Raw genomic sequence first — 21,922 nt, 5'->3', positions numbered from 1 at the left:
ATTTCCCCTTTATGTGCGTGATTTTAGGTAATAACACAACCTAACCATGCTTAATAATAGTATGGCAGCCATCAAGTTATGCGCCAGTGCAACTCCCAACGGAATATGCCAATGTACTAAAATAAGCCCTAAGCTAATTTGGCAAAGCAGGGTAAGCAATACGCTCACCACGCAATTTTTAATTTTTTTAGAGTACGCTTGGCTGTATATTTTCCACATAATTAATGCCAGAACGATGCAAGTAACAAGCGCCCAAATGCGGTGTAATAAATGAATAGACATACGCGCTTGCTGTGATAACACACCAAACTCATAATTACTGTGCTCAAGTGGTAATTGAAATACGCTACTCAATGAAAACGGTTGTGCGTAATTACACAATGGCAAACCACTACAATGCGGAGCGGCGTAATTTGCAGCCAGCCAACCACCAAGTGCAATTTGGATAATCAATACACTGAGCGCTACTAAACTCAAACCAAAATAGCGTTTTGCGCCGCTATCACCACCCATAATAGGTTTTGCGGTTAGCCGTAAATATAAAAGCGTTATAAGTGACAAAATACTAAAGCCACCTAATAAGTGGCCCATTACAATAAGCGGCTGAAGGTTCATGGTTACTGTCCACATACCAAGGGCAGCCTGAAACACCACTAGTAGAAGTAAAGCCAAAGGCAATTTAACTGGCGTAGTTGGATATTGGCGCTTTAAAAAAGCCAACACAAATAAACCTAAAATAAGTAAACCTAAAGCACCTGCAAAGTAGCGATGAATCATTTCTTTCCACGCTTTTGCGGTTTCGAACATCATATCGGGGTAGCTTTGAGCTGCTAAGGCTATGTCAGCCTCATGCTTAGGTACCGTTAAAAAGCCATAACAACCAGGCCAATCGGGGCACCCTAATCCTGCATCACTTAAGCGGGTGTACGCACCTAAAGCAACTACAATCAAAGCGAGTAATCCTGTTATTAATACTAAGTTTTTATAATTTTTATACATCAGATACTCCAACTTAAGCTCAACTTAATTAGCTAGAACGAGAATAGTTAAGTAATTTTTTTAGATCTTTTAATAACCCTTTTTGTACTAAACGGTTTTCTTGTGGCTCGACCTTAAAGGGATATTCAAGTACCACTAACCCCATATGATCAATTAAATATAAACTTGCAGGGTTTAAACTCTGTTGTTCGGTAATAATTTTCCATGGTAGATTTTTATTGTCGGGGCTTCCCATTACAGCCATATCAACCTTGCCTTGGTTTTTACCAAGTGCCACATATAAGTTATTAAGTGCATTGAGCTGTTCGCTGCATGGGGTGTTACATTCGTTTGAATAATTAAGTGCGATAGTCCATTGTTTGGGATTATTTTGCGGCCAATTTTTAAGTTTTATTTCTTGGCTTAAAAACTCGCCATTATTAGTAATTGCAGTAGGCAACCAATCAAACTTTAATGCGCCATATGCCAAAATTAATGGGATAGCGCAGCAACCCACAAACAACAAAAGGGGATTATTTTTCATTATGTGTCCTTTTTTTACTCGCAAAAATAGCCACAACAGCACATGCAACAGCAATTAAAAACCATTGCAAAGCGTAGGCATTATGCTTTTGAGGGCTCATAACAACGGCCTCATAATGAGGTGTTGCAATCTCATCACCAGTACCTTGTCTGTAAGCCATAAAATTAATTAATGATTGCTGGCTTTGAGTGCTCAGCATATTCAAGTCGATAGATTGGATTCTTGTAGGTAAGTCGTTATTTGTAGTTTTATCTTCAAGCGTAAAGCTACTTAGGTTATTTTCTTTTATTTGCGCTTTAAGAATAAAAACACCTGTAGGCAGAGCAACCTTTGGCAGTGTACCTCTAGATATAGGCGCTTTTACCCATCCTAAATTAACTAAAATCACTTTTTCTTCGCTGTCTGGCTTTAGTAAAGCAAGTAAGTCGTACCCTACTTGCCCGTTATAAACTTGATTATCTAAAAGCCAATATTGGTTTTGTACAAACTGCCCTTTCAACTCAACCAATACACCTGTTTTGTTCCAGCTATCAGGCAGGTTAAGTAATTGAGACCAGCTCATCACACCATGAGTCTGTTGCTTAGCAATAGCGGTTAGTTGCTGCTGCTTTTGCTCACCTCGCTCCAACTGCCAAAACCCTAGTCGCACACACACAAGTACAACAACCACAACCATACAAAGTGTGATTAGTGAACTAAGCTTTTGTTTGTGCCATAAAACTAACTGCATAAAGGGTCAACTCAGTGATTATTAAAATTATTATCGTACTGTTGTTAATATTTATACTTTTTAACTTATTTAGAGCATTGTTTATTATGGTGTCAGGGAAAACAGGGGGACGACCTATGTCTCACTTTTTAGGTCGTCGCGTATTGTTTTCGGTCGTTGTTTTAGTTGTTGTTATTGCAGCGCTTAAACTTGGTTTTATTAAAGCAAATAATTCGCCAATAAACGCTACAGCACATATACAAATACAAACAAACACAGCCACACCACATCAACAAAGTGCCAATACCAAGCCGCTGCTTGAAAAGCAAAATGCTTATCTTTAGTAAAGTGCCCTTTTAATATCCGTAAAAATATTACAAATAAAAGTACGGTTCCAAGGGTTACATGCATGCCATGAAAACCTGTCAGTAAAAAAAACGTATTACCGTAAATACCTGCATCTAGCGTTAAGTTTAAATCGTTATACGCATGAATATATTCCTCAACTTGTAACCCTAAAAAGCAAACACCCAATAAAATAGTAGCGCCTAAAAAAACTTTAAGTGGAGTACGTTTATTGTTTTCCATCGCTACATGGGCAAAATGTAGAGTAACTGAGGAAGTAAGCAGTATTAAGGTATTGATAAGCGGCAAACCTTGCCAGCCCATAGCTTGAGTAGTTTCGCCTGCAGGTGTTGAAACTAGCGGCCAAACAGCTTCGAAAGTTGGCCATAATACTTCATTGGTCATTGCATTATTGCCTGCGCCTCCAAGCCAAGGTACCGACAATACGCGTGCATAAAAAAGCGCACCAAAAAAGGCCATAAAAAACATAACTTCAGAAAAAATAAACCAGCTCATACCTTGCCTAAAAGAGCGATCCATTTGTGCTGAGTACAAACCTTGGTCCGACTCACTAATTACATTTTTAAACCAGCTAAACAACATATACACAAGCACAGCAATACCGGCATAAAGCAGGTAAACCCCGCTCCCCCCTTCTTTGCCTACACTCATAACTGTTAAGCCTGCCCCTACTGCAATAAAAAACAATGCAACAGCGCCCACAATAGGCCACGGGCTTTGCTCTGGTACATAATAATGCTCATATTCTTGATTCATTTTATTTACTCCTAGTTTCACACTAGTTTGAAAAGCTAGTTATTACTTGCCACCAGCTGTTCACTAATATCAAATACGGTATAAGATAAAGTTAATTCTTCAATGTCGCTTGGCAGTGCTGTATCAACATAAAAAAGTAATTTAAATTCAAGTTCTTCCCCTGCTTTTAGAGGTTGCTGATCAAAGCAAAAACACGCTATTTTATGTAAATACTTTGCCGCTTTACCTGGCGAGACTGATGGTACAGCCTGCATTACTTTATCTAGGTTGCTGTTATTTTTAGCACTAAACATTACTTCACGCATTGCACCGGGTTTTACCACAACACTGTATTCTTTTGATTTAACTTCAAACGGTGCACCTCTTTGCGCGTGAGTAGTAAAACTAACGCCAACTTCTCGGTTTTGTATTATTTGCGTACTTTGCTCTGCTTGCTCAAGCGAAGGTTTTCCATTAAGCCCTGTTACGTCGCAAAACACGTCATACAAAGGTACTAAAGCAAAGGCAAAGGCAAACATGCCTATGCAAATAAGTACTAAACGTTTGAGTAGCGGTGCGTGTGTCATTACTTGATTACCGGCGGCTTAGAAAAAGTATGATATGGCGCTGGAGAGTCAACTTCCCACTCAAGTCCTTCAGCCCCTTCCCATACCTTTGCAGGTACTTTATCACCGCCGCGTGCACATTTAATTACCACAGCTACAAACAACAATTGCGATAAACCAAAGGCAAATCCACCAATACTTATGATTGCGTTAAAGTCGGCAAATTGGAGTGCGTAATCGGGAATTCGACGCGGCATACCGGCAAGCCCTACAAAATGCATAGGAAAAAACAGTACGTTCACGCTCACCAGTGATAGCCAAAAATGCCATTTAGCTAACGTGATATTAAACATATTGCCCGTCCACTTGGGCAACCAGTAATAAGCTCCTGCCATTATCGAAAATACGGCCCCTGTTACTAATACATAATGAAAGTGCGCCACTACAAAATAAGTATCGTGATATTGAAAATCAGCAGGTGTAATTGCCAGCATCAATCCCGAAAAACCACCCAAGGTAAACAGCACAATAAACGCAATACTAAAAAGCATTGGCACTTCAAAAGTTATTGAGCCTTTCCACATTGTGGCAACCCAATTAAATACTTTTACTCCTGTAGGTACCGATATAAGCATGGTCGCGTACATAAAAAACAACTCGCCAGCGACCGGCATCCCAGTGGTAAACATATGATGAGCCCAAACAATAAAGCTCAATAGTGCTATAGAGGATGTGGCGTATACCATTGAGGCATAGCCAAAAAGTTTTTTACGAGAAAAGGTAGGTACTATTGTAGATATAATGCCAAAGGCAGGAAGAATCATTATGTATACTTCAGGGTGACCAAAAAACCAAAAAATGTGTTGGAACATCACCGGGTCGCCACCGCCTGCGGCATCAAAAAAGCTGGTAGCAAAATACTTATCGGTAAGCACCATAGTTACCGCTCCTGCAAGTACAGGCATTACCGCTATTAATAAAAAGGCAGTAATTAACCACGTCCATACAAATAAGGGCAACTTCATCCATGTCATGCCGGGGGCACGTAAGTTCACTATGGTTACAATCACATTGATTGCGCCCATTATTGAGCTAATTCCCATAATATGTACGGCAAATACAAACAATGCAGTATTATCATTACTGTATGTTGTGGACAGTGGTGCATAAAAAGTCCAACCAAATGCAGGACCCCCACCAGGCATAAATAACGATGCCAATAGGATTAAAAACGCAAACGGTAAAATCCAAAAGCTCCAGTTATTCATTCTTGGCAATGCCATATCTGGCGCGCCAATCATGAGTGGTATCATCCAGTTAGCAAGGCCTGTAAAGGCCGGCATAACCGCACCAAACACCATAATTAAACCATGCACTGTGGTCATTTGATTAAAAAAGTGAGGGTCGACCAACTGTAAACCTGGTTGAAATAATTCAGCCCTGATCACCATGGCCATTGCGCCACCAATTAAGAACATGGTCAGCGAAAAAATTAAATATAAACTACCTATATCTTTATGATTAGTTGTGTAAAGCCAGCGTTTAAAACCTTTAGCTGGGTGATGAGCATGATGAGCTTCATTGGCGTTAGGTTGTTCTACTATGCTACTCATTAGTTCGCCTCCACTTTGGCATCAAGTGCTGTCTGTATTTGACTCGGTTGAATAACATCACCCGTATCATTACCCCACGCATTACGTTTATAAGTAATAACCGCAGCTAATTGCTTTATAGATAACTGCTTGGCAAAAGCTTGCATTGCCGTACCGGGTCGTCCATGGATAACTACATCAATGTGATCTTTTATATCGCCAAGCACTATCGGGCTGCCTTTAAGTGCAGGGAATACGCCCGGTAACCCCATGCCAGTAGGTTGATGACATGCAGCACAATTAGCCATATATACTTGTTCGCCTAAAGTCATTAATTCTTCTTTTGGGAGGGTTTTATCAAGTAATGCGGCATCTGCTAATGCTGCTTTTTGTTTAACCTGCTTTGCATCTGCAAGCCATGTTTTAAAATCAGCCTCAGATTTAGCGACCACCACAACGGGCATAAAGCCATGGTCTTTACCACACAACTCAGCACATTGTCCTCGGTAAGTACCTTCTTCGTTTATGTTCGTCCATGTTTCATTTATAAAGCCGGGGTTCGCATCTTTTTTAACTGCAAAATCAGGTACCCACCAAGAGTGAATAACATCATCAGAAGTCATTAAAAATCGTACTTTTTGATTTATTGGCAGTACAAGAGGCTTATCAACCTCAAGTAAGTAGTTAGGATTTTTATCTGCAAGATTCGCGATTTCATCTTGCGGGGTAGATAAAATAGAGTAGAACTCTACATCTTCACCCATATATTCATAATGCCATTTCCATTGCGAACCCGTAATTTTAATAGTGAGATCAGCTTTGCTGGCATCTTCCATTGCAATTAGGGTTTTAGTGGCTGGTACTGCCATAGCAATTAAAATAACAAACGGAATTGCAGTCCAAAGTATTTCTACTTTAGTGCTTTCGTGAAATTGGGCAGGTACAGCCCCTTTAGATTTACGGTGATGAATAAGTGCCCAAAACATAATTGCGAACACTATCACCCCAATCACACAACATATTATAAATATGGTCATGTGCAGCTGATATACATTATTGCTTATATCGGTTACGCCTTTGCGCATATTGTATTGGATGTTAGCCAAAACTGGGTGCGAAAAAACACATAATATAAGCCACAAGGTAGAGGTCAGTTTACCCATGTGACGGCTCCTTTGATGCTATTGCGAATGCAAAGCGAAGAGGCATACGGCTTAAACGCCAATTCGTTATTTTTATTTTTTTAGCCAATCTTATTTAATATTGATTGGTTTTGCTGCGCCAACAACGAGTTTGTGTATATTGTGTGTTCTCAAAACTAAAAAGCTGTGAGTTATTATTAGCTCAGCACATTAACAATTAGCTAAAAAACGAACAACAAGCAAGTTTTAGTATAAAAAACAATCAGGTGATATTGAATAATTAATAAAAAATCGGTAATCAACTGGGCAACAGGAAGTTCAAAATATGAGCAAAACAAAGGGGTTTAACGCATTCGGAGGGGGAAAATATAAGTGCAAAAAAGTTTACAGCTTAAATAGTCAGTGGGCTGTTTACGCCCTATTTTTTAGTACAAATTTTAAAACAAAAATGCGTACTAATTAGTACGCATTTATAAAACTGCTTGTTTAAAAGCTATTTTTAAAGTCACATCCAATCAGCGTTTCTTATAACGCCAACGGCTAAGCCTTCAATATTAAAAGACTCATTCTCAAGATCTACTTCAATAGAGTCAAAATCGTCGTTTTCAGCATGAAGTAATACTTTACGACCCGCTTTCTCAAGACGTTTTACAGTTACGTCTTCATCTAGGCGAGCAACAACAACTTGTCCATTTTCAGCAGTTTGAGTACGATGTACAGCAAGTAAATCACCATCCATAATACCAATATCTTTCATGCTCATACCGTTAACGCGTAGTAAAAAATCTGCAGCCGGTTTAAACATTAATGGATCGATTTTGCAGTGACTTTCAACGTGCTCTTGCGCCAAAATAGGTGAACCAGCAGCAACACGCCCTATAAGCGGTAAACCTAATTGTTCTGGCTCTTCTTCTTCAATTAATTGAATACCACGGCTTGCACCTGGTTTCATTTTAATTGCGCCTTTTTTAGCAAGTGCTTTTAAATGTTCTTCAGCAGCATTGGCACTTTTAAAACCTAATGTTTGCGCTATTTCAGCACGTGTAGGAGGCATACCAGTGTCTTTAATAAAAACTTTAATTAGTTCGAGTATTTGAGCTTGGCGGTTCGTTAATGGTCGCATACAACTGGTTTTCCATACAGTACATTTAACTGTGAGTATATACAGTTAAATAAAAATCGCAAATTTAAATTAAGCCTTAAAATAGCTAAAGTAATTTCACTTGTGTACATTTTAGGGATATAACTAAAGCTAAGTTTATAAATGATTAAAAATGCAAAGGAGACATTATGAGTATTTGGTACCAGCCCATCACCTTAGAGCTGTGCAAGCAGTTAGAACAAGGCATTAATGGCCAAGGAACATTAATGAAAACTATGGGGATAGAAGTCACAGAAATTGGCGATGATTATTTGGTTGCCACAATGCCGGCAATTCCTGAGCATCATAACCCAATGGGGATGGTACACGGCGGTGCTAACGTTGTACTTGCCGAAACAGTTGCCAGCTATGCCGCTAACTTTGTTGTCGATTTTACTAAATTTTACTGTGTAGGGCAGGAGATTAGCGCAAGTCATTTAAAAGCATCTCGCAACGGCACTTTAACAGCCACGGCTAGAGCATTTCATATAGGTAAACGTAGTTCAGTATGGGAAATAAAAATTACAAATAGCCGCAATGAGCTGTGCTGCGTATCAAAAATGACCGCAGCAGTCGTAGAGCGAAGATAGTTACTTTTCGATTGGGTAAATGGTAATTTCCATACCCGCACCAATCGCAGATATACGCAATAATGTATCTGCATCTAAGGCTTGATTAAAGCACTTAGGAGAAGTCCCTGATTCAAAACCAATATCAAACGTTCTACGTGAACAGCTTAACCATTGCTTTAGCGCGTTACGCGAACACGATTCAATAAGCTCACATATATGGTTTATGGCTTTATCAGGTGTGCTCACCTCACCTGTAGCTTCAATACGCGCTAGTTGACGGTATTCGTCTTTGTCATAATGTAAAATCGTCGCGACTTTTTTCAAGTCCGCCACTAGCAAACTAATATCTTGCTTTGATTCAAGCTCAAGATCTACATTTAAAAATTGAATTTCCGACATCGTTTCGTATTTATCCTCTAATAATTTCATTGCAAACTTTAACGCAGTTTTACCGTTATACCAAATCAACTATGCCCTAATAACCACTTTATATGGATATTTCGCAGCTTTTAAGTATTTTTTAGCATTTAAAGCTAGCTGGATATCAAACATCCAGCTCAATTAAACAGATAAGTCATGTTAGGAATTTAAGTGTAATCTTTTTTATTTTTAAATGATTACAGTAAGCTATAGTTTAAACTGCGACAAAATGTCGCAGTAACTTATCCCATTAATGTAATAAACTAGCCTCTAAAAATAATAAGACTAAAACATGAATAAAAAAATATTTAAACATGCTCGCAAGTTACATAAATGGTTAGGATATTTATTAGCACTACAAATTTTAGCATGGTTACTAGGTGGTTTAATTATGAGTGCAATCCCTCTTGATAAAGTTCATGGGGAGCATCTTGCAACACGTACTCTTAATAACCCATTTACGCAGGCTGATTATGTTGCCTCCCTTGACGATATTGCCTCTCAGGTGGTTAATCCAACACAAATAATTTTTGAGAACTTCTTAACTACACCACTTATTACTGTCTTTAGTAATAACGAGCAGCAAAGCTTCAATGGAATAACAGGCCGACCATTTGAACCGCCAACTAAAATACAAATTACCGCAAATGCTAAAGCACACTTACTTATTGACGCTCAAGTAACAAGCGCTGTACTACTAAAGCTAGGTACGCGGGAAGTCGGATATAAAACCAATGTTTGGCAGGTCCAATTTGACGACACCTTTAACACAACACTGTACTTGTCAGAAAATAACGGCAAAGTTGTTACCGTTCGCAGCACGCTATGGCGAATATTCGACTTTTTTTGGATGTTACATATTATGGATTACGATGAGCGAGAGGATTTTAATAATCCACTGCTTATTAGCTTTTCAGCAACCAGTGTACTTTTTTGTTTAAGTGGAATATTACTACTTATACAAAATATACGACTAAAACGATTTATCCGAATTAAAAATAAGAATAAATCAAAGTAGTCATATTGGTTTTTGAGAGCTAGCGCCCACTTATCAAAGAGTAAATAAGCCTAGGGCTTATTTTATTCCAAGTGCTTAAATCGACTCAAATGTCGCTTTAACATTTCGTTTTCGAAAATCAACTCATCACGCTCATCCAGCAATTGTAAAACTAAAGCTATTGCCGACCAATCTAACGAAAAGTCATGTTGGATACGGGCCGCTTTTTTAACTAAGGTCACTGCAGATACCGTAAATTGCCACTGCGTAACATGATCCCCCTCAATTGGAACCGCAATATTATGCTCAACTAGCTCATATAAAATTGCTTCGCTAATATCACTGCTCAAACATAGCTCTTTGCTAGTAAGTAAATCGTCTTTTTGTGTCACGATAATTTGCATTATGGCTTGCTCCAGTTATTACGGGGATCAAAGTGAGCTTTTTTGGCTAATTCTTCCCACAGTTTTTTACTGGCATCATCAACAGATGTTGGATTAACAATTTTAAGCACAGCAAATAAATCACCTTTAGCTTTTTTACTCATTAATCCCTTACCTTTAATACGCAAGCGTTGACCAGACTGACTATTAGAAGGAATAGTTAATTGGATGTTTCCTGTCAACGTAGGTAAATTTAGCTTTGTACCAAGAGCCGCTTCCCATGGTGCAAGAGGGACAACTATATTTAGGTTATGGCCCTCAACATCAAATAATGGGTGAGGCACTAAACTAATTTGTAAATACAAGTCGCCATTTTGCCCATTAGCTGACCCTAATCCGCCTTGCCCTTTTAGTCGAATTCGCTCGCCATTTACTGAGCCTGCAGGAATTTTCACTTTAAGTGATTTTTTAATTTCAGTGACACGGCCACTGCTGTCTCGCTGCGGTAACATAAACTCAACAGGCTTAACGGTATCAACTAAAGTCTCTTCAAGAAAAATTGGGAACTCTATTTCCACATCTTGTCCTTTTTGCGCGCGAGCGGCATTACTTCTGCTCTGCCCGGAACGATCGAAACCACCAGCTCCGCCAAACATTGAATTAATAAAGTCAGAAAACTCTTGGTCGGTTTGAGGATCGCTTTGCTGGTAATTACTCTGCGAAGAGGCATTGTTACCACCATAATGGCCTTGCTGTTGACGAGCACGATTTTGTTGATGACGACGTAACTCATCGTATTTAGTGCGTTCTTCTTTGTTATGAATGACTTCGTAAGCTTCTGCTATTTCTTTAAACTTATCTTCTGCTTGAGGCTCTTTGCTTACATCTGGGTGATATTTTCTGGCTAACTTTTTATAAGCTACTTTAACCGCTTTATCATCTGCATCAGGCGATATTCCAAGCACTGCATAATAATCAACAAATTTCATTTGCAATCCAAATCCTCATATTGAGTAAGCTTTAAGCATACTCCTTAACGGGTAACCTTGTGTGGTTAAAATACGATAAATAGTGAGAAATAAATGAATAGTGAAAATAACTTTGAGTAAAAAATTAATCAGGCACTTTTTAGTAATATAAGCGTTGGCCTTAAGTTAACTTTATCTTTTATCTTCAGGGCTTTAAACTGCCTATTCCTGTAGTTCACATTTGTGATGGATATGACTCGATTTATTCTGGCCTTATTGGCTTGTTGTGTGTGCGTTTCGGTATCAGCCGAACAATTTACCCGTTTTTCAACGGCTAAAAGACATTTAATTAAAACCCTACCTGACAACGCCAAAAGCATTTACTGCGGCTGTGATATTAAAAAAGAAGGCAAAAAACTCGTTCCTGACCCGTCTAACTGTGGTTACATTCCTCGAAATACCCTTACCCGCTCAGGTAAAGTAAATGTGCGAGCACTACGCATTGAGTGGGAGCACATTGTTCCGGCGTGGGAATTTGGTCACCAGCTACAATGCTGGCAAGATGGCGGGCGTAAAAACTGCCGTAAAGTAAGTGCTAAATTTAGAAAAATGGAAGCTGATATAAATAACTTAGCGCCAGCTATTGGCGAAATTAATGCCGATCGCTCTAATTATCGTTTTGGTATGCTTAGCGAAAACGCCACACAATATGGCCGTTGCGAAGTAAAAGTAAACTTTAAGCAACGTGTAGTTGAACCGCCTGTTTATGCACGAAAACGTATAGCTGACACCTACGCTTACATGCAAAAAACATACGGTTTAAAAATCTCTGATAAACAGCAAAAGTTATTTAATGCATGGCAAAAGCAAGCATTCGCAGATACAAGTAGTGCGAGCAAGCTCTAAGCTTTAACACTCATTTACATAAATCAAAGTTATAAATGTTGAATAAACGAGCGAGTGTTGTAATATTTTAAACAACTTATTTACAAAAAAGCCCTTAACTATGTTTAAAAATAATAAAACCTCGCTTGCCATTTTCACTGCATTTGCGGGCTTTGCTTTGACCGGTTGTGGCGGCGGCGGTAGCGGTATCGACTCAGCCCCTGTAGTTACAACACCTGTTAGTAGCAGTCCAACATGGACTGCGGGTGTATTTGAACCCTCTAACGATTTAAAAAACTTTTGCGAAACCCCGCGTACGGGTAACGATCCCTTTAATAACAACGAGCCTTACCCAGATCAAGCCGGTTCTGCCCTTTACGAAAAACTCTGGCTTCGTTCTTGGAGCGACGAAACCTACCTTTGGTATGATGAGATTGCCGATAACGATCCTGAAAGCTTTGCCACAGTAGCCGATTATTTTGCCCAATTAAAAACAGAGCAGCTTACCGACTCAGGAGCAAAAAAAGATAACTTTCATTTTTCAGAACCTACTGAAGATTACTTTCAAGAAGCGCAATCGGGCGTTACTTCTGGTTACGGTATAAATTGGGCGTTTATTGGCGATACAGCCGACCGTATTTTACGCGTCGCTTATCTTGAAGATGATTCACCTGCAAGCCAAATAGGCTTTCAACGTGGTGATACTGTACTTTCAGTTGACGGTGTTAGCATTAATACCAATACACAGTCGGGTGTAGATACGCTTAACGAAGGTTTATTTAGTCCTACTAACGGCGACTCACATACTATTGTTGTACGCAGTAACGATGGCGCCGAAAAAACATTTAATGTAACCGCTGGCAATATTAAACAAACACCGGTACAAAATGTTAAAACGATTACAACCGCAAATGGTTCAAGCGTGGGTTACATGCAATTTAATAGCCATATAAGCATTGCCCAAGAAGGGCTTATTGATGCAGTAAATAAGTTTAAAACCGATGGTATTGATGAGCTTGTAATCGACTTTAGATATAACGGTGGTGGTTTATTAGCACTGTCGGCACAATTAGCTTATATGGTTGCCGGTAATGCCAACGTTAACAACCGCTTTTATTATCAAACTCAACAAAACGATAAACAACCCGTTGATTCACCTTTTCCATTTATTGATGAAGAAATAGATTACTCTACTTTTTTTAGCACAGGTGAAAACCTACCTGATTTAAACTTATCGAAGGTTTATGTATTAAGCACATCAGGCACCTGTTCGGCATCAGAAGCTTTTATTAATGGTTTAAAAGGTATAGACGCAGAAGTTATTTTAATTGGCGATACAACCTGCGGTAAGCCCTATGGCTTTACCCCAACTCATAACTGCGCAACAACCTATTACACTATTCAATTTAGTGGGGTAAATAGCAAAGGATTTGGCGAATACGCTGCGGGTTTTACACCAACCCCTACGCCACAATTTGATGCTGATGTTCAAGGTTGTGAAATTGAGGACGACTTTGATCATCAGTTAGGCGACAGTGACGAGGCCGTTTTAGCCACCGCATTGTTTCATGTTGAAAATGGCAATTGCCCAATTAGAACGGCTGCTGCAAAAGCAGAGCCAGCTAATTTTTCAAGCTCTCGTGAATCTCTCATTCCTTTAAATATGCCTGAGCAATTTACCCAGCGTAATATGGACTTAACTTGGCCAACACTGAGTGAGGAAAGGTAATGGCTAAATTAGTACTCCCATTAGCTACCTTATTCGCTTTAGGTGGATGCCAAAGTGTAAATAGTGATCCCGCTAAACCCGCTATATTAACGAGCGTTAATCCTAGCGTTATTGCAACACTACAACAGGCAATTCAACAAGCTAAGGGAGGCGCATTAGTAACACTTTCCGATTCCGTATTTACTAAACGTAGCGAACTGCTAATTGATCATGCAATGAGTAAAGGGTCTGATGGCAGAGTAATTATGGGCGCGCATAATATAAAATCTGAGAAGTTTATTTTGCAACTACGTAATAACCAATGCGAGCTTTACTATCCTAAAAAAGAGCTTACTACAGTACTTGAAGGTGTGACCTGTAAAGAGTTATAAGGCACTTTATTAGCGTTTATAAAAAGGCGCGCAGCACATCGCTGTACGCCTTTTTCTATTTTAAAGCGTTATTACAAGTCTTCATGCGGACCAAACACTTCATAATGAATCTGCTCGTTTTTAACACCTAGTTCAAGTAACTGCTTTTTTATAAATGCCATAAAACCGGCAGGACCACATAAGTAAAAGTCGCCATTACTCAATGGTAGCTGTGCTTGTACTGCATTTAGGTTCATTAACCCAGTAAAGTCAGCGCCCTCTGTCGCTTGGTTAAACCACGTTATTGTTTTCAAGTGGTTATTCTGCGCTGTTAGATCATATAAATATTTTGAAAACGAATGTTGCTGAGTATTTTCGCAAGCATGTAAATACATAATCTCTTGATTAGAATTGTCACTTAATAACGTTTCAAGCATAGCCAGCATTGGCGTTTGCCCAACACCTGCTGAAATGAGAACCACTGGACTTGTGTTATTGCGTAAAAAGAAGTCTCCTGCCGGCGGGTATAACTCAACAATAGTGCCTTGCTCTAATGAGTGTAAATAATTAGACACCATGCCAGGCTTTGGCTGTAGCTCTTTTTTAACACTAATACGGTAGTTTTTAGCGTTACTTTTTTGTGAAATAGAATACTGGCGAATTTCTTCATATTCAGCGCCCTCTGGCTTAACTTTAATACCTAAATACTGCCCTGGTTTATGTGTAATAACAGCTTCGCCATCAACTGGCGTAAGTGTAAAACTCGTTACTAGTTCTGATTCGGCCTGTTTGTTGGTTATTTCAAATTGCCGAGTTCCCGCCCAACCACCGTGTTTATTTTTACTGTGCTCATACAAAGCAGCTTCTTCGGTTATACAAATATCAGCAAGTACGCCGTAAGCTTCGCGCCAAGCGTATTCAACATCGGGAGTAAATTGCTCAGGAAGAAGCTCTTTAAGCGTACCAATTAAGTGTGCACCTACAATAGGGTAATGCTCAGGTAAAATATTCAAGCTTGTATGCTTATGATTAATACGTGTTAGCGCTTCTTTTAATACGGCTAAATTATCAATATTTTGTGCATACGCAGCCAATGCATTAAAAAGTGCAAATTGCTGACGACCTGTATCTTGGTTCGCCATATTAAAAATATTTTTAAGCTCAGGATTATGACTAAATAAACGCTTATAAAAATGATCGGTAACAACCGTACCCGCCTGCGCTAATAACGGAACTGTGCTTTTTACAATCTCAATGGTTTTATCAGATAACATATGTATTTCCTATGGATGAACTAACCACGACGCCCATCAACACGACGCCGCGTTAATATAGGTGTGCAGTGAATTAAAAATAATGAAAAAGCTACTAACCACAGCAAAGCACTTATTTGCCAAGCAAGGTGAGGCCTAATAATAAAAGGGAGTAATGAACGAGTAATAGCGGCCACAAGCAAAAATGCAAAAGCAACAGCCATGTAATGAGGAATAGCGAGTATCCGCCCTGTATGACCATGCGATACACGCGTCATCATTGCTAAAATCATCATACCTATTGTGCCAATAGTGATTAAGTGCAGCGCATCTTTAAATTGCATTGCACTGCTATAAAAGCTAAATGCAACCATCATTAACCCTACGCCTAACGCTAAGTAGGAAAAATGTAAAGACCATAACAACGGCACTCTCAATACCTTGCTATCCCACCAACAACCAGCCCTAAGCAGGTGAAGCGCAGCAACAGTTGCAACAACTAACGCAGGATTAATCGTGTTCAAAAACAACTTGTTGATGAAAAATAAAGTGATAGCCACAATAGATAAATACATAACAGCTTTATCTATTTTAGGAGTGCGAACTTGTGCGGCTAACCCCAGACCTTTAGCGGTAAAAAATGGTAAAACGCGGCCCGCAACAATGCCAACTAGTAAAGTAATAACCAGCACTGCGGTATCAACCACACCAAGTGCAAGCTGCATGTTTTGTTGTAAAACAAGTATTAAATACAATACATTGAGCCCACAAAGCACAGCTAAAATAGCTAAAAACGGATAGTTACTTTTGCTATTGGCTTTTAATAACATATTAGCCAACGCGGTTATGGCGCCTAGCCACCAAATAACTTGTAATGTAAGTGCAGCATATAAATTAAAATGAGCAATATCTGGCAGTACTACAAAAAATGCTAAGCGCGCTGCAAGCCATATAAACGTAAGCCACATAAGGGCTTTGCCACTTATGCTCGGCACGCCTGTCCACGTTTGTGCTGCGGTAAGTAAAAAGCCAACAGCTACAACTCCTGCAAAGCCAAACAGCATTTCGTGCGCGTGCCATAATGTCGCAGGTATCGATAAGTGCCAACTTGCATGGCCTGTTAAAATAAGTAGCCAATACCCCACTGACAAAAATGCCAATAAGCCACCGCCTAAAAAGAAAGGCCTAAAAGCTAGCATCCATAACGGCCATTGAGATACTTGATGAATAGCAACGCGTGCTGGCATTGGCTCAGTTAAGTTTATAGGGCGCATTATTTTATTTCCTGCCCTACACCATACTGAGCAAAAAAGTATTCAGCGCACGCTAGTGCCTCATGCAGTGAACTAAACTGTGTTTGATTATTTAAATTATTCAGCATTAGTGTGTTCATGGCGATCTCTGTAACTAACTACGTTACTTAGCTATTACACATACTGTGCCAACAAGTTTAATTAATTAAATTCAACAAGTTAAATTAAATCACTTTGCAGTGTGAGTCTTTATGACCTACTATAAATTAACTCATAAAAACACAAATAGGTCATTTTGACGTGAACCAGCAATTCAACCTTACACAAGTTGCTCTAGAGCTTGCTCAGAGTACACTACACGAGCATAGCTTTGATCAATTACTAGCAACGGTTGAGCGGGTTATTCCAAGTGATGCAAGTGCGTTATTAGTGCTTCAGGGCGAACAACTAAAACCACTGGCAATTAAAGGATTAATGCCCGACAGTTTAGGCAGACGATTTAAAATAGTAGAACACCCTCGCCTAGAAGCTATTTGCAAAAGCACACTCGCGCTTCAATTTGCGCACGACTGCCCACTACCCGATCCATACGACGGATTACTATTAGCTAAAACCGGCGACATACCGGTACATGCATGTTTAGGTTTACCTCTTTATGATAAAAACGCGCTACTTGGCGTACTTACGTTTGATAGCCTTAACGCCAATGCATTTAACAGCATAAGCGCTGATACACTCAATACCTTACAAACGCTGTGTAGCGCGCACTTTAAAACGGCCTTAGAACTTGCCCATTACAAACAGCATGCACAGCACTCAAGTGCATTAGTACAAGAACTAAATCGTGAAGCATTAACACGTGACGGCGGTGAAATTATTGGTCAAAGTCCACTAATGAAAACACTTAAAAACGAAATTAAACTCGTTGCAGCATCTAACTTTAGCGTGCTGATATTAGGTGAAACAGGGGTAGGGAAAGAACTTGTTGCGCGTAACATTCACTTAAATTCAGCTCGAAAAGATCAACCGCTTATTCACTTAAATTGTGCATCGCTTCCCGAAAACCTCGCCGAAAGTGAATTTTTTGGTCATTCTAAAGGGGCTTTTACAGGCGCACTAAATTCGCGCCAAGGTAAATTTCAATTAGCTGATGGCGGCACGTTATTTTTAGATGAAATAGGCGAACTGCCCCTGGGCATGCAAAGTAAACTATTACGAGTGCTACAAAGTGGCGAAATACAAACGGTAGGAGAAGACACGCCAAAGTACGTAGATGTACGCGTCGTTGCTGCAACCAACAGAAATTTAAAAGAAGAAGTAGCTCAAGGTCGCTTTAGAGCCGATTTATACCATCGCCTCAGTGTCTACCCTATTACTGTGCCACCACTTAGTAAACGCGAGCACGACATAACACTCTTAGCTGGTTATTTTATCGAGCAAACAGCCCGTAAATTAGGGATAAAACAATTAAAACTAAGCCCTGAAGCGCAAGTATTGCTTAATCAGTACAACTGGCCAGGTAACGTTCGCGAGCTTGAACACGTCATTAGCCGCAGCGCCCTTAAAGCAAAACAAAGCCAATGGCAAAATCCAATAATAACCATTACAAGCGAGCACTGTGACTTAACACCGAGTGCGCCGCAAAACTCTCTAGTAGCAAGCCAAAGTACAACCAACACCTTAATCAACCAACCTTTAAAGCTAGCTGTAGAATCGTTGCAATACAACGTAATTACCGAGCAATTAAAGAAGCATAACTACAACTGGTCAGCAGCAGCAAGAGTACTTGAATTAGATAGAGCAAACTTAGTACGCTTGGCTAAACGCCTAGGGATAGAAGTAAAAAAAACACTATAATCATTTAAAATACAGCTAAAACGCTGCTAAAACTATTGATTAGCAGCTAACTTACTAAAGTGTGTTTTTAACAACCCTGCAAAAGCTTGTACTTTAGCAGTACGATGCACTAAGTGATGCGTGACTAACCATACATCGGTAGGCCAGCTTAACTCACTGTGTAATATAGGCACTAAATCAGGATATTGCGCCGCTACGTCATGTTGTAATCCGCCAATGCCTAGCCCTTTAATGATTGCACGAGTCGCTTCTGCAGTTTCAGATACTCGCAGCTTTATTTGCGATGCAGGAATGTGCTCATCAGCCCATGCAAAATAAGGCACGCGGGCATTAAAACCAGCCACGCCCGATACAAAGTTATGTTGTTGTAAATCACTTAATAATTTAGGCATACCGTATTTATTAATGTAACGTTTATTAGCGTATAAACCCGATGAAAGCTGCGCCAAATGCTGAGCAATATAATCGCCTTCATCAGGCCTTGGGCCTGCACGCACTGCAATATGTGCTTGTCCGTGATCGAGCCTTAGCCTTTTTTGTTCTAAAATAACCTCAAGCTGCACTTGTGGATGTAGCGCCTGAAATTGCTCACATACATCACCAAGTATATCCATAAAGCCACTTACCGTCGTTAGCAACAAACTACCTCTAAGGGTGCTATCGGCCGCTACTATATCGTTATGTAACTGCTCTAAGGAGCTATGGATTGTTTGTGCTGTTGCAAATAACTTGGTGCCAATTTCAGTAACCTTGTAGCCACGAGCATGGCGATGAAAAAGCCGTGCATTTAAGTTTTTTTCAAGATTATTAATTCGCCTAAGCACTGTGCTGTGGTGCACATTAAGCTCCTCGGCCGCTGCTGTTAGCGTGCCTAACCGTGCTACTTCGAACGCAACTTTAACGTCTTGCCAATCTTCAAATTTTATCGCCATGCTGCCTACCTTTTACTTATGTGCATATACGCACATAAGTGTTGCGTTTATTAGGGTTTTCTACAAGTGAAATTTTGCTACATTAGTCATGTAACTTAAAACATTAAAAGGCCACTACCATGTCAGCACCAAAAATTATCGCCCTAGCTGGAAGCCTTCGCAAAGAAAGCTTTAATCAAAAAATTATTAATGAGGCAGCACGTTTTGCTCTACAAACAGGTGCTGAAGTAGAAGTAATAAAACTAAACGAATTAAACATCCCACTATTTAACGAAGATATTGAAGCGCAAGGTACACCAAGCGATGTACAGCTTTTAAAAGATAAGCTACGTACAGCCGACGGTATTTTACTAGCAAGCCCAGAGTACAACGGCTCTATTACCGCAGCGCTAAAAAATGCGATTGATTGGGCATCGCGCACAGAGCAAGGTGCTGTTCCTGCTTTTCGTAATAAAGTGGTCGCTTTATTTGCAGCATCGCCTGGTGGGCTTGGCGGCTTACGCGGTTTAAATCATGTGCGTGATATATTAAGCGGCATTGGATCGTTAGTACTTGCCGATCAACTTGCAGTACCCGCTGTGCACACACTGTTTAATGAGAATGGGCAAATAAATGAACCTGTAACGGCAGAAAAAGTATCAGCCCTCGCTCATCAGTTAGTAAGCGTTGCAAGTAAGTTAAGATAACTTGCACGCCTAAATAACTAATTACTTTGTCGCTGCTATTTTGGCGGCGATAAAGTCGGTATGCGTTACATATAAAAGCCCTGCTACTTTACGTATAACGTAGTCTTCTTGGGGATCTATTTCTCCATCGGCATACGCTAAGCGCCATAATAACTCTATTATTTCTATTCGCTGCTCCGCGCTACAATGCTCATTAATCTGTTTTGAAAACTGAAAGTAATCTATCGAATCATCTAAGCTACTTGCCGCATTATTAGTAAGCTCATTAACCTCAGTGTCTGTTAAATTAAAGTACTTTTTTAAGGTTACAGTCAGGGTTCGTTGTTCATCATGTTCAAGCTTGGTATCTGCGCGCATAACTTCAATTAATAATGCAGCAACCGCTGTTTTTAAGTCGTGCTCTTGCATACTTGGCTGCTGTTCATCGAATACAGCAAAAAGTTGTTTTATTTGTTTGAACATCACACTTTCCCTTTTTGGGTGTTAGACTAATACGTAAAGAAATCGACCTTATTACTCTTATTAATGGGTATAAAGTTCGCAAATTAAAGGATACATTTTATGAAAGGAATAAACACACCACGCTTATTTATAGGCGCTACGCTGGTGGCCCTTTCGAGTGCAAATACTGCACTTGCTGAAAAAGCCGAAACCGAGAAGCTCTACGACTTTGATAACAAAGTACATTACTACCAAACACAAATTGGCGAAGACAACTATAAAATAGAAATCCAGTCAGACGATTACAAACACTTTACGAATCAAAGTGTATTTTTGTTACGTCATGCTGACCGTCTATGCCGCGGCAATACCTTTATGTTGAAAGTACTTGAAGGCGTGCAAGAGTACGAACGCTTTCCAACAAAACCACGCGCTTACCAACCAGATTTAAGTGTTTTACTCCAATGCGAAACTAAAGAAGATACAAGTAAAGGTAAGTAACCTTAGTCTTTATAACCCCAAGGTGCTGATGGTGGAATAATCGGTTTAGTTAAATCAAAATCCACCTTAAACTCACGTCCTTGACGAATTAATCGATAAGTAAATACTTCTGGGTAAATATACATTTGCCATGTATTACCTACAGACTGCGCAAGACCTTGTTTTACAAATAACTCTTTAGAGTATTGGTCTGCTGGAAACGACTGCATTTGCGCAAACCCTGCATCAAGCGTATGGCCACCATACATAGTTGATGCGTCGTCTGTTCCATCTCTATGACGATGATCGTGCTTTAAACTCAAGCCGCTACCCGTTTTAGTTATGATCCACGTACGTGATGCATCGTCTCCTACATGAAACGGTACTTGTAACTCAGTCTCACTACATTTACGTACATGCATAACCAGTTTTTTATCTGTAAATGAGCTTGGGCCTTTCGCGTTATCTACCGCTACTTCACCTTCAAAAGCTTTACCACAATGCGCTGCAATACTATTAAAAAAGGCATCATGAGTAGGAATAGACACTAACGGTGCAGGGCGTGCAAAGGCTGTCGATGAAGCAAGTAATAAAGTTGCTGCAGTTAATAATTTCATTTGTTTCTCGTTATAGTTATTTTAAAACACCTGTAATAGTACAGTTTTCTTAAGTACTTTATTAGAAGTATCTATATAAAAATGAGAACGGGACAGCTAGATAAAATTTTAAGTAATGATTAACGACTAAAAACCTCTGCACTCATTAACAATCCTACTTTTATAAATATTAATTGCACACTTCTAGATGTGATTTTAACGTCGGGAGTCGCTACGCTCGCCCGACCTACGAGATGAATATTGCTGTGAGTGTGCGTTAATTGCGCACATTTTACTTTTCTGCAGACGTAAAAAAGCCCGACTATTTCTAGTCGGGCTCTCTACAA

The 21,922-nt window shown here is 39.7% G+C and carries 25 protein-coding genes; 9 read left to right on the top strand and 16 right to left on the bottom strand.

The annotated features are described in order from the left end of the window. Nucleotides 1-9: 9 nt before the first annotated feature. From H5161_RS16180 to H5161_RS16170, 3 genes are read right to left on the bottom strand one after another with little or no spacing between them, the layout of a single operon-like run. A complete protein-coding gene (locus H5161_RS16180) occupies nucleotides 10-999 on the bottom strand; it encodes a heme A synthase (protein WP_024595086.1) in 990 nt (329 codons plus the stop codon). A 28-nt stretch (nucleotides 1,000-1,027) separates the two neighbouring features. Then, a complete protein-coding gene (locus H5161_RS16175; protein WP_024595087.1) occupies nucleotides 1,028-1,522 on the bottom strand; it encodes a hypothetical protein in 495 nt (164 codons plus the stop codon). Next, nucleotides 1,512-2,252 carry an SURF1 family protein gene (locus H5161_RS16170; RefSeq protein WP_182769670.1) on the bottom strand — a complete coding sequence of 247 codons (741 nt, stop codon included), beginning with the start codon at nucleotides 2,250-2,252 and terminating at the stop codon, nucleotides 1,512-1,514. Before H5161_RS16170 ends, H5161_RS16175 begins: the two co-directional genes overlap by 11 nt. A gap of 14 nt (nucleotides 2,253-2,266) precedes the next feature. On the opposite strand from H5161_RS16170, the gene H5161_RS20260 reads away from it, so the two are divergent. Then, complete coding sequence (locus H5161_RS20260; RefSeq protein ID WP_076914941.1) at nucleotides 2,267-2,575, top strand: DUF2909 family protein; 309 nt, start codon at nucleotides 2,267-2,269, stop codon at nucleotides 2,573-2,575. Here the strand turns inward: H5161_RS20260 and H5161_RS16160 are convergent. From H5161_RS16160 to lexA, 5 genes are all read right to left on the bottom strand, one after another. Then, entirely contained in the window at nucleotides 2,478-3,353 is an 876-nt protein-coding gene (locus H5161_RS16160; protein WP_024595089.1) for a cytochrome c oxidase subunit 3, read from the bottom strand. The genes H5161_RS20260 and H5161_RS16160 overlap by 98 nt on opposite strands. A gap of 35 nt (nucleotides 3,354-3,388) precedes the next feature. Further along, entirely contained in the window at nucleotides 3,389-3,919 is a 531-nt protein-coding gene (locus H5161_RS16155; RefSeq protein WP_024595090.1) for a cytochrome c oxidase assembly protein, read from the bottom strand. After that, nucleotides 3,919-5,511, bottom strand: a complete 1,593-nt coding sequence (gene ctaD / locus H5161_RS16150; RefSeq protein WP_154904130.1) for a cytochrome c oxidase subunit I — start codon at nucleotides 5,509-5,511, stop codon at nucleotides 3,919-3,921. Before ctaD ends, H5161_RS16155 begins: the two co-directional genes overlap by 1 nt. Then, entirely contained in the window at nucleotides 5,511-6,653 is a 1,143-nt protein-coding gene (coxB, locus tag H5161_RS16145) for a cytochrome c oxidase subunit II (protein WP_154904129.1), read from the bottom strand. The genes ctaD and coxB overlap by 1 nt, the downstream gene beginning before the upstream one ends. A 484-nt stretch (nucleotides 6,654-7,137) precedes the next feature. Next, the gene (lexA, locus tag H5161_RS16140; protein ID WP_024595093.1) at nucleotides 7,138-7,755 is read right to left on the bottom strand and encodes a transcriptional repressor LexA; all 618 of its coding nucleotides are present in this window, start codon (nucleotides 7,753-7,755) and stop codon (nucleotides 7,138-7,140) included. 167 nt (nucleotides 7,756-7,922) lie between these two features. On the opposite strand from lexA, the gene H5161_RS16135 reads away from it, so the two are divergent. Further along, on the top strand, nucleotides 7,923-8,363 hold the full coding sequence (locus H5161_RS16135; RefSeq protein ID WP_149603343.1) for a PaaI family thioesterase: 441 nt from the start codon (nucleotides 7,923-7,925) through the stop codon (nucleotides 8,361-8,363). On the opposite strand, the gene H5161_RS16130 is transcribed toward H5161_RS16135, so the two are convergent. Further along, on the bottom strand, nucleotides 8,364-8,744 hold the full coding sequence (locus tag H5161_RS16130) for a hypothetical protein (RefSeq protein WP_024595094.1): 381 nt from the start codon (nucleotides 8,742-8,744) through the stop codon (nucleotides 8,364-8,366). A gap of 313 nt (nucleotides 8,745-9,057) precedes the next feature. On the opposite strand from H5161_RS16130, the gene H5161_RS16125 reads away from it, so the two are divergent. Continuing rightward, the gene (locus tag H5161_RS16125; RefSeq protein ID WP_154904128.1) at nucleotides 9,058-9,783 is read left to right on the top strand and encodes a hypothetical protein; all 726 of its coding nucleotides are present in this window, start codon (nucleotides 9,058-9,060) and stop codon (nucleotides 9,781-9,783) included. Between the two features lie 62 nt (nucleotides 9,784-9,845). Here H5161_RS16125 and H5161_RS16120 read toward each other — a convergent pair whose 3' ends face one another. Both H5161_RS16120 and H5161_RS16115 read right to left on the bottom strand, forming a co-directional pair. Beyond that, a complete protein-coding gene (locus tag H5161_RS16120) occupies nucleotides 9,846-10,166 on the bottom strand; it encodes a chaperone modulator CbpM (RefSeq protein WP_024599636.1) in 321 nt (106 codons plus the stop codon). After that, a complete protein-coding gene (locus H5161_RS16115) occupies nucleotides 10,166-11,134 on the bottom strand; it encodes a DnaJ C-terminal domain-containing protein (RefSeq protein ID WP_154904127.1) in 969 nt (322 codons plus the stop codon). Before H5161_RS16115 ends, H5161_RS16120 begins: the two co-directional genes overlap by 1 nt. Before the next feature lie 231 nt (nucleotides 11,135-11,365). Between H5161_RS16115 and H5161_RS16110 the strand changes: the two genes are divergently transcribed. The 3 genes from H5161_RS16110 (at nucleotide 11,366) to H5161_RS16100 (ending at nucleotide 14,098) form a co-directional block, all read left to right on the top strand. Beyond that, the gene (locus H5161_RS16110; RefSeq protein WP_149603346.1) at nucleotides 11,366-12,019 is read left to right on the top strand and encodes an endonuclease; all 654 of its coding nucleotides are present in this window, start codon (nucleotides 11,366-11,368) and stop codon (nucleotides 12,017-12,019) included. Nucleotides 12,020-12,119: 100 nt separating this feature from the next. Then, nucleotides 12,120-13,727: a S41 family peptidase gene (locus tag H5161_RS16105; RefSeq protein WP_182769669.1), complete on the top strand. Its 1,608-nt coding sequence runs from the start codon at nucleotides 12,120-12,122 to the stop codon at nucleotides 13,725-13,727. After that, nucleotides 13,727-14,098, top strand: coding sequence for a hypothetical protein (locus H5161_RS16100; RefSeq protein WP_024605009.1), 372 nt, complete (start codon nucleotides 13,727-13,729; stop codon nucleotides 14,096-14,098). The genes H5161_RS16105 and H5161_RS16100 overlap by 1 nt, the downstream gene beginning before the upstream one ends. A 71-nt stretch (nucleotides 14,099-14,169) precedes the next feature. Here the strand turns inward: H5161_RS16100 and hmpA are convergent, their stop codons facing one another. Both hmpA and H5161_RS16090 read right to left on the bottom strand, forming a co-directional pair. Beyond that, the gene (gene hmpA / locus H5161_RS16095; RefSeq protein WP_024605008.1) at nucleotides 14,170-15,351 is read right to left on the bottom strand and encodes an NO-inducible flavohemoprotein; all 1,182 of its coding nucleotides are present in this window, start codon (nucleotides 15,349-15,351) and stop codon (nucleotides 14,170-14,172) included. Nucleotides 15,352-15,371: 20 nt separating this feature from the next. After that, a complete protein-coding gene (locus H5161_RS16090; RefSeq protein WP_154904119.1) occupies nucleotides 15,372-16,604 on the bottom strand; it encodes an NnrS family protein in 1,233 nt (410 codons plus the stop codon). Nucleotides 16,605-16,883: 279 nt separating this feature from the next. On the opposite strand from H5161_RS16090, the gene norR reads away from it, so the two are divergent. Further along, the gene (gene norR / locus H5161_RS16085) at nucleotides 16,884-18,440 is read left to right on the top strand and encodes a nitric oxide reductase transcriptional regulator NorR (RefSeq protein WP_182769668.1); all 1,557 of its coding nucleotides are present in this window, start codon (nucleotides 16,884-16,886) and stop codon (nucleotides 18,438-18,440) included. Between the two features lie 32 nt (nucleotides 18,441-18,472). On the opposite strand, the gene H5161_RS16080 is transcribed toward norR, so the two are convergent. After that, nucleotides 18,473-19,372, bottom strand: coding sequence for a LysR family transcriptional regulator (locus tag H5161_RS16080; protein WP_182749587.1), 900 nt, complete (start codon nucleotides 19,370-19,372; stop codon nucleotides 18,473-18,475). A 119-nt stretch (nucleotides 19,373-19,491) separates the two neighbouring features. Here H5161_RS16080 and H5161_RS16075 point away from each other — a divergent pair, with 119 nt between their 5' ends. Next, nucleotides 19,492-20,058, top strand: coding sequence for an NADPH-dependent FMN reductase (locus H5161_RS16075; protein WP_154904116.1), 567 nt, complete (start codon nucleotides 19,492-19,494; stop codon nucleotides 20,056-20,058). Nucleotides 20,059-20,079: 21 nt separating this feature from the next. On the opposite strand, the gene H5161_RS16070 is transcribed toward H5161_RS16075, so the two are convergent. Next, on the bottom strand, nucleotides 20,080-20,520 hold the full coding sequence (locus tag H5161_RS16070; RefSeq protein ID WP_154904115.1) for a TerB family tellurite resistance protein: 441 nt from the start codon (nucleotides 20,518-20,520) through the stop codon (nucleotides 20,080-20,082). A 99-nt stretch (nucleotides 20,521-20,619) separates the two neighbouring features. Between H5161_RS16070 and H5161_RS16065 the strand changes: the two genes are divergently transcribed. Next, entirely contained in the window at nucleotides 20,620-21,000 is a 381-nt protein-coding gene (locus H5161_RS16065; RefSeq protein ID WP_039489163.1) for a hypothetical protein, read from the top strand. A gap of 2 nt (nucleotides 21,001-21,002) precedes the next feature. On the opposite strand, the gene H5161_RS16060 is transcribed toward H5161_RS16065, so the two are convergent. Continuing rightward, nucleotides 21,003-21,596, bottom strand: a complete 594-nt coding sequence (locus H5161_RS16060) for a hypothetical protein (RefSeq protein ID WP_182695887.1) — start codon at nucleotides 21,594-21,596, stop codon at nucleotides 21,003-21,005. Nucleotides 21,597-21,922: the final 326 nt, after the last annotated feature.

The sequence above is a fragment of the Pseudoalteromonas sp. SG43-5 genome (assembly GCF_014164345.1).
Classification (GTDB): domain Bacteria; phylum Pseudomonadota; class Gammaproteobacteria; order Enterobacterales; family Alteromonadaceae; genus Pseudoalteromonas; species Pseudoalteromonas distincta.
The sequence above is the reverse complement of the archived record's forward strand: the minus strand, read 5'-3'. Positions and strand labels throughout refer to the sequence as shown.